The sequence below is a fragment of the Blautia sp. MSK17_66 genome (genome assembly GCF_020538025.1).
Taxonomy (GTDB): Bacteria; Bacillota; Clostridia; order Lachnospirales; family Lachnospiraceae; genus Blautia_A.
In genome coordinates, this window is the sequence record NZ_JAJBNQ010000031.1 from 40,542 (window position 1) to 50,417 (window position 9,876).

At 46.4% G+C, this 9,876-nt stretch carries 8 protein-coding genes; all 8 read right to left on the bottom strand.

Annotated elements, in window-relative coordinates:
• Positions 1 to 7: 7 nt before the first annotated feature.
• Complete coding sequence (gene rbfA, locus LIR34_RS15195) at positions 8 to 394, bottom strand: 30S ribosome-binding factor RbfA (protein ID WP_161284753.1); 387 nt, start codon at positions 392 to 394, stop codon at positions 8 to 10.
• An 8-nt stretch (positions 395 to 402) separates the two neighbouring features.
• On the bottom strand, positions 403 to 3,102 hold the full coding sequence (gene infB / locus LIR34_RS15200; protein WP_330603645.1) for a translation initiation factor IF-2: 2,700 nt from the start codon (positions 3,100 to 3,102) through the stop codon (positions 403 to 405).
• A gap of 19 nt (positions 3,103 to 3,121) precedes the next feature.
• Complete coding sequence (locus LIR34_RS15205) at positions 3,122 to 3,433, bottom strand: L7Ae/L30e/S12e/Gadd45 family ribosomal protein (RefSeq protein ID WP_227239882.1); 312 nt, start codon at positions 3,431 to 3,433, stop codon at positions 3,122 to 3,124.
• Entirely contained in the window at positions 3,417 to 3,698 is a 282-nt protein-coding gene (gene rnpM, locus LIR34_RS15210; RefSeq protein WP_161284754.1) for an RNase P modulator RnpM, read from the bottom strand. Before rnpM ends, LIR34_RS15205 begins: the two co-directional genes overlap by 17 nt.
• 3 nt (positions 3,699 to 3,701) lie before the next feature.
• Positions 3,702 to 4,880 (bottom strand): transcription termination factor NusA, encoded by a 1,179-nt coding sequence (gene nusA / locus LIR34_RS15215; RefSeq protein WP_173902376.1) that lies wholly within the window; start codon positions 4,878 to 4,880, stop codon positions 3,702 to 3,704.
• Between the two features lie 62 nt (positions 4,881 to 4,942).
• Positions 4,943 to 5,407 (bottom strand): ribosome maturation factor RimP, encoded by a 465-nt coding sequence (gene rimP / locus LIR34_RS15220; protein ID WP_161284756.1) that lies wholly within the window; start codon positions 5,405 to 5,407, stop codon positions 4,943 to 4,945.
• A 128-nt stretch (positions 5,408 to 5,535) separates the two neighbouring features.
• Positions 5,536 to 7,782 (bottom strand): DNA gyrase/topoisomerase IV subunit A, encoded by a 2,247-nt coding sequence (locus tag LIR34_RS15225; protein WP_173902377.1) that lies wholly within the window; start codon positions 7,780 to 7,782, stop codon positions 5,536 to 5,538.
• A 17-nt stretch (positions 7,783 to 7,799) separates the two neighbouring features.
• Entirely contained in the window at positions 7,800 to 9,725 is a 1,926-nt protein-coding gene (locus tag LIR34_RS15230; protein WP_173902378.1) for a DNA gyrase/topoisomerase IV subunit B, read from the bottom strand.
• Between the last annotated feature and the right edge of the window lie 151 nt (positions 9,726 to 9,876).

The following is a 9,876-nucleotide window of genomic DNA, read 5'->3' on the forward strand; positions in this document are numbered from 1 at the left end:
GTCTGTCTTATTCTTCCTCCGCTGTCTTTCCTGCGGAAGCATCTTTTTTTGTTACATCGTCGATCAGTTTTGACATATTTACGCCGTACTCGATGGACTCATCCAGAATAAAACGGATCTCCGGTGTATTTCTCAGATTCAGATTTCTTGCCAGCTGTCTTCTGATATATCCCTCTGCCTTGTTAAGGCCCTGGATCGTTGCATCCTTTGCCTCTTTGCTGCCAAGGACACTGATAAATGCCTTGCAGGTCTTAAGGTCAGGTGCAACTTCCACAGCCATGACAGAAGTCATTGGATGAATACGGGGATCTTTGACCTCATTTCTGATGATCGTGCTCAGTTCCTTCTGGACCTCACCATTGATACGGGTATTCTTAATACTGTTTTTTCTCATGTATTCTCCTATCTTGGTACCTCTACCATGATATAAGCCTCTACTTTATCTTCCTCTTTGACATCATTAAAGCCGTCAAATACAAGACCACACTCGTATCCTGCCTTGACTTCTTTGACATCGTCTTTGAAACGTTTCAGAGATGCGAGCTCACCTTCAAAGACCTGCTCACCTTCTCTTGTAATACGAACCTTGCAGTTTCTCTGGAAAATACCATCCAGGATATAGCTTCCCGCGATCGTACCGACACCGGATGCTTTGAACAGCTGACGTACCTCTGCGTGACCGATGACTTTCTCTTCGAATACCGGATCAAGCATACCCTTCATTGCTGCCTCTACATCCTCGATTGCCTGATAAATAACTTTATAAAGACGAAGATCCACACCTTCCTGATCTGCAAGCTGTTTTGCCATCGGATCCGGACGAACGTTAAAGCCGATGATGATCGCATTGGATGTTGCAGCAAGGGATACGTCAGATTCATTGACTGCACCAACACCACCGTGGATCACACGTACAACAACTTCTTCATTGGAAAGCTTGGTAAGACTCTGTTTCACTGCCTCTACAGATCCCTGTACGTCCGCCTTGATGATAAGCGGAAGTTCCTTAAGATCGCTTGCCTGGATCTGATCAAACAGATTATCCAGAGAAAGTTTGCCCTTTGTTTCTTCAAGCAGATGTTTCTTATTCTCTGTAACAAAGGCAGCCGCAAAGTTCTTGGCTTCCTTGTCGCTTGGGAATGCCATCAGGATCTCCCCTGCATTCGGAACATCACTGAGACCAAGGATCTCAACCGGAGTGGATGGTCCTGCCTCTTTTACTCTTCTTCCTCTGTCATCCATCATCGCACGTACTTTACCGCTGCATGCACCTGCTGCAATGAAATCTCCAACATGAAGGGTTCCCTTCTGTACAAGGATTGTCGCAACCGGTCCTTTACCTTTATCAAGCTGTGCTTCGATCACAAGACCTCTTGCTGCACGGTTCGGGTTTGCTTTAAGCTCCAGTACCTCTGCTGAAAGAAGGATCATCTCAAGCAGATTATCGATTCCCTCTCCTGTATGGGCAGATACCGGTACAAAGATGGTGCTTCCGCCCCAGTCTTCCGGAATCAGTTCATACTCGGAAAGTTCCTGTTTTACTCTCTCTACGTTTGCACTTGGTTTATCGATCTTGTTGATCGCAACAATGATCTCAACACCTGCTGCTTTGGCATGGCTGATCGCCTCTACCGTCTGCGGCATGACACCGTCGTCTGCTGCTACTACAAGAACTGCGATATCTGTGGAGTTTGCACCACGCATACGCATAGCTGTAAACGCTTCATGTCCCGGTGTATCAAGGAAGGTGATCTTCTGTCCATTGATCTCTACAACAGAAGCACCGATATGCTGTGTGATTCCACCAGCCTCACCTCTCGTTACATGGGTATCACGGATCGCATCCAGAAGAGATGTCTTACCGTGGTCAACATGACCCATAACACAAACTACAGGCGGTCTGGAAACCATATCTGCTTCATCCTCTTCGTCTTCCTTAAGAAGTTCTCCGATCACGTCCACTTTCTCTTCCGGCTCTGCAATGATGTCATAGCCCAGAGCGATCTCCTGTGCTTTTTCAAAATCGATCTCATGGTTTACAGTTACCATGGTTCCTTCCATGAAAAGCTTCTTGACAATTACAGATGGCTGCATCTTCATTGCTTCTGCCAGTTCACGAATTGTCATCTTCTCCGGAAGTGTGATCTCTTTTACTTCTGGTTTCTTCTCTTCCTGCTTCGGCTGAGGAGCTGGCTTCTGAAGAGCCTTCGGGATTCTGGAGAGATTTCTTCTTCCTCCCTGATTTGGTCTGTTATGTCCTGCACCGGAATTCTTATCGAATTCTTTCTTCTTGTTCTTATTCTCTCTGTCGCGCTCTCTCTTGCTGTCCTTAGATGTCTTGGTCAGTTCCGGAGTAAATACAGCATCGTTATCTCTTCTTGTGCTTCCGTTTCTCTGTCCGCCGCGGTTATTGCCGCCGAATCCGCCTCTGTTGGAATCCGGTCTTCCGTTTCCGCCCTGCTGTGGTCTTCCCTGACCACCCTGCTGCGGACGACCTCCCTGACCTCTCATCGGACGGCCATTGCCATCACCCTGACGCGCCGGACGGCCTTCTCCCTGTGGTCTTGCCGGGCGGTTTCCGCCACGTCCCTGACCCTGGCCTCCGTTTGTATTATTGCGGTCAGAAAATCTTCTCTCTCCACCGCGGAAATCACGGCCTCTGTTATCACCGCCGCGGTTATCACGATTATTATCTCTTCCATCACGGTTGTTCTGACGGTTCTGATTTCTGTTATTATTGTATCCGGACTGTTCCTGTCGCTGTGGTCTTGCAGAATTATTCTGTGCAGGAGCTGCAGCCTTCGGTGCCTCTGCCGGTGCTTTCTTAACTTCTTCTGCAGGTTTCTGTGCTGCCTGAGGCTTTACAGCCGGTTTTCTCTCTGTATTATTATTCTGACGTTTCGGTCTTGTTTTACCTCCGTCACTTGCATTCTGTGCATGATATACACGAATGATATTTTTTTTCTTTTTAGGAGACTCTGCTTTATCTGCTTCCGGTCCCGCTGTCATCATCTTTTCTTCTGTTCTGGAATTATCCACCTTGGTAGTCCGCTCCTTTCCCCTGGTTAAAATTTCTTGTTCAACTGATTTTGTCTTCGGCACATGAACCCCTCCTTCAGATTTATAATTTCTGGAGTTCCTTTAACATTGCCTTTGCAAAGTTTTCATCCTGTACCGCAAGGCTGGCACGGAATTCTTTTCCGCAGAATTTGCCCAGTTCCTCTTTATCTGCAATAAAATAAATCGGTACTTCGTAAAAATCACACATATTCTGGAATTTCTTCTTCGTATTCTGTGATGCATCATCAGCAACCAGAACGAGGAATCCTCTTCCTGATTTTACAGATTTCTCTGTAGAAAATTCTCCACTGGCAACCTTGCCTGCTTTGGTGGCAAGGCCCAGCAGTGACAAAACTTTATTGTTGTTTTTCAATCTTACTTAACTCCTTTTTCAGGTCTTCGTAGACCTCCTGTGGAACCACGGTCTTAAGTGACCGCTCGATTCCGTGATTGCGGATCGCCTTCTCGAGACATTCAGAAGAAGGACATACATACGCACCTCTTCCGTTCTGTCTGCCTGTCGTATCAAGAACGATCTTATCTTCCGGTGTCTTAAGCACACGGATCATTTCTTTTTTGCTTTTCATTTCTCTGCAGCCAGTACACTGACGCATCGGAATTTTATTTTTTGTCTTCATAGATTATTCTTCTGTTGTCTCTTCTTCGGAAGTTTCGCTGGATTCTTCCAGAGCTGTTTCAGTTTCTGTCTCAGCTGCCGGCTCTGTCTCCTCAGAAGCTTCTGCGTCAAGTTCTTCTTCCTCATCATAGTCATACAGGTCGCCGGATTCTCTTGCCTGTGTCTCACTCTTGATGTCGATCTTGAAGCCTGTCAGACGGGCTGCAAGACGGGCGTTCTGACCTTCTTTACCGATTGCAAGAGAAAGCTGATAATCCGGAACTACAACCAGTGCAGTCTTCTCATCCGGATCTGCCATAACTGCGATTACCTTTGCCGGGCTTAATGCATTCTCGATCAGGATTGCCGGGTTCTCATCCCAGTTGATGATATCGATCTTCTCACCGCGAAGCTCCTCAACAACAGAGTTTACTCTCGCACCGTTCATACCAACGCATGCTCCGACCGGATCAACATCCGGATCATTGCTCCATACAGCGATCTTGGTACGGGAACCAGCTTCTCTGGCAATGCTCTTGATCTCGACTGTGCCATCCTTTACTTCTGCAACCTCGGATTCAAAGAGACGCTTTACAAGACCCGGATGTGTTCTTGAAACCTCGATACGCGGTCCCTTAGGAGTATCCTTAACTTCCAGAATGTATACTTTAATTCGTTCTGTCGGCTGGAATTCCTCTCCTCTGACCTGCTCTTTCTCAGACAGGATCGCATCTGCCTTACCGAGATTTACATTGACATTTTTGCCCATAATACGCTGTACGATACCTGTTACTACTTCTTTCTCCATTCCATAGTACTGATCATACAGAACCTTGCGTTCCTCCTCGCGGATCTTCTGAAGGATAACGTTCTTTGCATTCTGTGTTGCGATACGTCCGAACTCCTTGGACTGGATCTGAACCTTGATCACATCACCAAGCTCTGCATTGGCATTGATGTTCTGTGCATCTGCAAGAGAAATCTCAAGTGCCGGATCCTCTACAAATTCCTTTACCTCACGTTCAGCATAAACGCTGAAGTCACAGGTATCAGGATTGATCATTACATGTACGTTGTCTGCTTTACCGAAATGGTTCTTACATGCCTGGATCAGAGACTGCTCGATTGCTCCCAGAAGTGTATCTTTGCTGATATTTTTTTCTTTTTCCAGGACATTCAGAGCGTCCATTAACTCTTTGTTCATTTTTTTAATTTCCTCCTCATTTTATCAAAGCATATCTGTATCGTGTTTCCTGAAACAGTAATCTAAAATTCAATTGCCAGCCGGATCAGGGCTATGTCTTTCTTATCAAATGTGCGTAAGGTACCATCCTCCTCGATCGTCACACTGTTATCATCATATGCATTTAAGATTCCACAGAATTCCTTTTGTTTTTCTATTGGACGATAAGTACGGATTTCTACCAGCTTACCCATGCTTCTGACAAAGTCCTTTTCTTTCTTTAAAGGTCTGTCAAGACCCGGGGAACTGATTTCCATAATATAGCTGTCTTCGATAAAATCATCTTCATCCAGCTTATCGCTGAACTTACGGCTTACTGCTTCGCAGTCATTAACCGTGATTCCGCCCGGTTTGTCGATGTATCCTCTCAGATACCAGTTGCCTGCTTCCTTGACGTATTCCACATCTACAAGCTCAAACCCTGCTTCCTCAACGATCGGCGCCAGCATTGCCTCTGCCTTCTGTTCATATTCATCCCGTCTGCTCATATTTTCCACCTGCCTTTCACACATTTGGACAATCTCGCAAAAAGAGTGGACCGAAGTCCACTCTCATCCTGTCCTGTATCATGTTAATTTATATCATAGCACCTTACAGCCCGAAAAGCAAGGATTTTTTAACTTCTTGGTTTTATGCCCCTGGTATCGCGCTTTCCAAGCCGTACTTTATTGAGCGGGTATTCCCTGTCATGATAAGAGATCGCGTACTCCTGATGACCGCTGAGAAGATATGCATGCTCCACATAATCTTCCTGTGCAAGCTTCATTCCGTGCACACCCAGTGCTGCTCTGCGGGCGGTGGATATCTCCTGCTTCAGGAAACGAAGGAAGTATCCTCCATTGCTCTGGAACACTACCTGTTCCATTTCGCCTGCACTTCCCACAAAGACAAGCTCATCATCCTGCGCAAGCTTCGTGGCAGCGATCGTTCTCTTGGCTACATCAAATTCTGTTCCCTCCACAAGCTTGCACATAGAAGCCCTGGTCACAAACAAGAGCTGATCCTGACGGATCTGTCCAAGAGGTGCAACATACAGCATCCTCTCCTGACTGCTGTCATAATTACTCAGATTATCTGCCGGTGTCCCCTTATCCCTGAAGCGTACCAGCGGAATATCTGCTGCCTTGATCGAGTGCATCTTTCCTTTATCTGTAAAGATGCAGATTTTGTCCGTGTTCATGCACAGGAACACACAGCGGTTCTCATTATGCGCCGCTTCCTTGTTTCGCTCATAGGCATTTTTGTCTATCAGCTTCATATAACCGAAGCGGTCCATCAGGAAGCAGACCTCTGTCTCTTCCATCTTCTTCTCTTCATAGACAGCTTCCTCTGCATTCTCAACAGAAGTACGGCGTTTGCTTCCATATTCTTTCTTAATGGCATCCAGTTCTCTGATGATCACCGCCGCCATGGAATCATAATTGTTCAGGATATCCTGGTACAGGGCAATGTTCCTCATCGTCTCCTGATATTCTGCTTGAAGTGCCTCAATCTCCAGTCCGATCAGTTTATACAGACGCATATCCAGAATCGCACCGGCCTGTTTCTCTGTGAATCTGAGCTTTGAGGCCGCCTTTTCGCTGGTTTTGGTCTTAAAACGGATTCCTTCCGTCACACCATCCACCAGACACTTCTTGACCTGTTCACGGTTTTTGCTTCCTCGCAGGATCTCGATAATGAGGTCGATCACATCACAGGCTTTGATCAGTCCCTCCTGGATTTCCTGCTTCTCCTGCTCTTTGGCCAGAAGGGTTCTGTATTTTCTGGTCGTCACATCAAACATGAATTCCACATGATGCTCAATGATCTGCTTCAGACTTAAGGTTTCCGGTCTTCCGTCTGCCACTGCAAGCATATTGACGCCAAAAGTATCCTCCAGACGCGTTTTCTTATACAGCATATTGGTAAGATTCTCTACGTCTGTATCCTTCTTAAGTTCCAGTACGATACGGATTCCTTCCTTGGAAGACTGGTTTGAGATATCTACGATGTCCGTTGTCTTCCTTGTCTCGATCAGAGATGCAATATCATTCAAAAACTTACCAATATTTGCCCCGATCATAGTATACGGGATCTCTGTGATCACAAGCTGCTTCCTGCCGCCTTTGAGTTTCTCGACCTCCACCTTGCCGCGAAGTCGGATCTTACCTGTTCCCGTCTCATAGATCTTGTGAAGCTCATCCTTGTTGACGACAATTCCTCCTGTCGGGAAATCCGGTCCCTTGATGTAGCGCATCAGACCCTTGATACTGATTGTATTATCCTTCATATATGCCTTGACCGCATCCGCCACTTCTCCCAGGTTATGAGGCGGGATGCTGGTCGCCATACCTACCGCGATTCCTTCGGCACCATTCACCAGGATATTCGGAATTTTGACTGGAAGAACCGACGGTTCTTTCTCCGTCTCATCAAAGTTCGGCACAAAGTCGACAACATTCTTGTCAAGATCCCCAAGAAAAACTTCCTGTGTCAGTTTCTCCAGGCGGGCTTCCGTATAACGCATGGCTGCAGCACCATCTCCCTCGATGGAACCGAAATTTCCATGTCCGTCCACCAGAGTCCTGCCCTTTTTGAAATCCTGTGCCATAACGACCAGGGCATCGTAAATGGAGCTGTCCCCGTGCGGGTGATATTTACCCATTGTATCTCCGACGATACGGGCACATTTACGATATGGGCGGTCATAGCGGATCCCCAGTTCATACATATCATATAAGGTTCTTCTCTGTACAGGCTTCAGGCCATCTCTTACATCCGGGAGTGCACGGGAAATAATAACACTCATGGCATAATCGATATATGATTTCTGCATAATCTCCGAATAGTCTGTACGGATCACATTTTCCTGTTTTGTTTCCATAACTTGTGCATCCTCCCTTAAATATCCAGTTCCGCATCTGCTGCGTGTTCATAAATAAACGCCTTACGAGGAGGTACTTCGCTTCCCATAAGAATCTCTGTCACACTGGAAGCCAGACGTGCATCCTCAATCTCCACACGCTTCATTCTTCTTGTCTCCGGGTTCAGAGTTGTCTCCCAGAGCTGTTCTGCATCCATCTCGCCCAGACCTTTATATCTCTGAAGAGTAAAGCTTCCCGGTTTATGATCCTTGCGATACCTCTCCAGTGCCTTATCGTCGTAGAGATATTCCTCCGGTCCTTTTTTGGGCATTGCCTTATAAAGAGGCGGCATCGCAATATAGACATGCCCCTCATAGATAAGCTCCGGCATAAAACGATAAAAAAGTGTCAGGAGCAATGTTGAGATATGTGCACCGTCGACATCGGCATCCGCCATGATCACGATCTTGTCATAGCGAAGTTTACTGATATCAAAATCATTGCCATAGCCTTCGGAAAAGCCACATCCAAATGCATTGATCATGGTTTTGATCTCCGCATTGGCAAGAACCTTATCGATGGTCGCTTTCTCAACATTCAAAATCTTTCCGCGGATCGGAAGAATAGCCTGATAATTACGGTTTCTGGCTGTCTTTGCAGAACCGCCCGCAGAATCTCCCTCTACGATAAAAATCTCACACTGAGAAGGATCTTTCTTCTCACAGTTTGCCAGTTTGCCATTAGAGTCAAAGGAATATTTCTGTTTGACCAGAAGATTCGTCTTGGCTCTCTCTTCCGTCTTTCGGATCTTGGCAGCCTTCTCTGCACAGGAAAGAATGGCTTTGAGGGTTTCCAGATTCCGGTCAAAATAAAGGACCAGTTGTTCCCCGAGAACCTTGCCTGTAGCCTTGGCTGCATCCTGATTGTCGAGCTTTGTCTTGGTCTGTCCTTCAAATCTCGGAGCAGGGTGCTTGATGGAAACAACTGCCGTCATTCCATTTCGGATATCAGCCCCTGTGAAATTCGGGTCTTTGTCTTTGAGGACACCGATCTCACGGGCATAATTGTTCATCACCGTGGTAAACGTTGTTTTAAATCCGGTCAGATGTGTTCCGCCCTCGGCATTATAAATATTATTACAGAAACCAAGAACATTCTCACGAAAATCACTGGTATACTGAAAAGCCACTTCTACCTGGATACCATCCGCCTCACCTTTCAGATAAACCGGCTCATGCAGTGCCTCCGAATTGCGGTTCAGATCACGGATGTATCCGATGATCCCCTCCGGTTCATGGTATTCCAGTTTCTCCGGCTCTGCTGCACGCAGATCCTCAAAATAAATCGTCAGTGCCGGATTAAGGTATGCGGTTTCATGAAGGCGGCTTTTGACCTCTGTCGCAGAAAAACGGGTTTTTTCAAAAATTTCCGGATCCGGAAGAAAATTAATGCAGGTTCCTGTCGATTTCGTTCTTCCCAGTTTCGGAAGAAGTCCCTCCTCCAGCTCAACGGTCGGGATTCCTCTCTCATAATGATCATGATGTACATATCCATCTCTGCTGATACGGATATCCAGATACGTCGAAAGTGCATTGACAACAGAAGAACCCACGCCATGAAGTCCTCCACTGGTCTTGTATGCGGCATTGTCAAACTTACCGCCTGCATGCAACGTCGTAAACACCAGTCTCTCCGCAGACATTCCCTTCTCATGCATGTCTACCGGGATTCCCCGGCCGTTATCTGTCACCGTAGCGGAACCATCCTTCTCCAGTGTCACATGGATTTCACTGCAGTATCCGGCAAGATGCTCATCCACTGCATTGTCTACGATCTCATAGATCAGATGATTCAATCCCTTACGGGACGTACTTCCAATATACATACCCGGTCGTTTCCGGACTGCCTCCAGCCCTTCCAGAACCGAGATACTGCCAGCATCATAGGTTTGCTTTTTTGCCATGGGTATATTCATTTCCTTTCTTATACTCCAGTCGGAGTCTGCTATTCAAACATTTGTTCTATATCATACCTTATCCGTTTCCAATTTTCAAGACAGAGTTAAATGAATTTTTAAATTCTACCTTGCAAGAGTAAATTCTATACCTATAGAA

Bases quoted from the DNA above. Each gene is read 5' to 3' on its own strand.
- rbfA (WP_161284753.1), bottom strand. From the start codon at position 394: ATGAGAAAAAACAGTATTAAGAATACCCGTATCAATGGTGAGGTCCAG.
- rnpM (WP_161284754.1), bottom strand. From the start codon at position 3,698: ATGAAGACAAAAAATAAAATTCCGATGCGTCAGTGTACTGGCTGCAGA.
- nusA (WP_173902376.1), bottom strand. From the start codon at position 4,880: ATGAACAAAGAGTTAATGGACGCTCTGAATGTCCTGGAAAAAGAAAAA.
- rimP (WP_161284756.1), bottom strand. From the start codon at position 5,407: ATGAGCAGACGGGATGAATATGAACAGAAGGCAGAGGCAATGCTGGCG.
- LIR34_RS15225 (WP_173902377.1), bottom strand. From the start codon at position 7,782: ATGGAAACAAAACAGGAAAATGTGATCCGTACAGACTATTCGGAGATT.
- LIR34_RS15230 (WP_173902378.1), bottom strand. From the start codon at position 9,725: ATGGCAAAAAAGCAAACCTATGATGCTGGCAGTATCTCGGTTCTGGAA.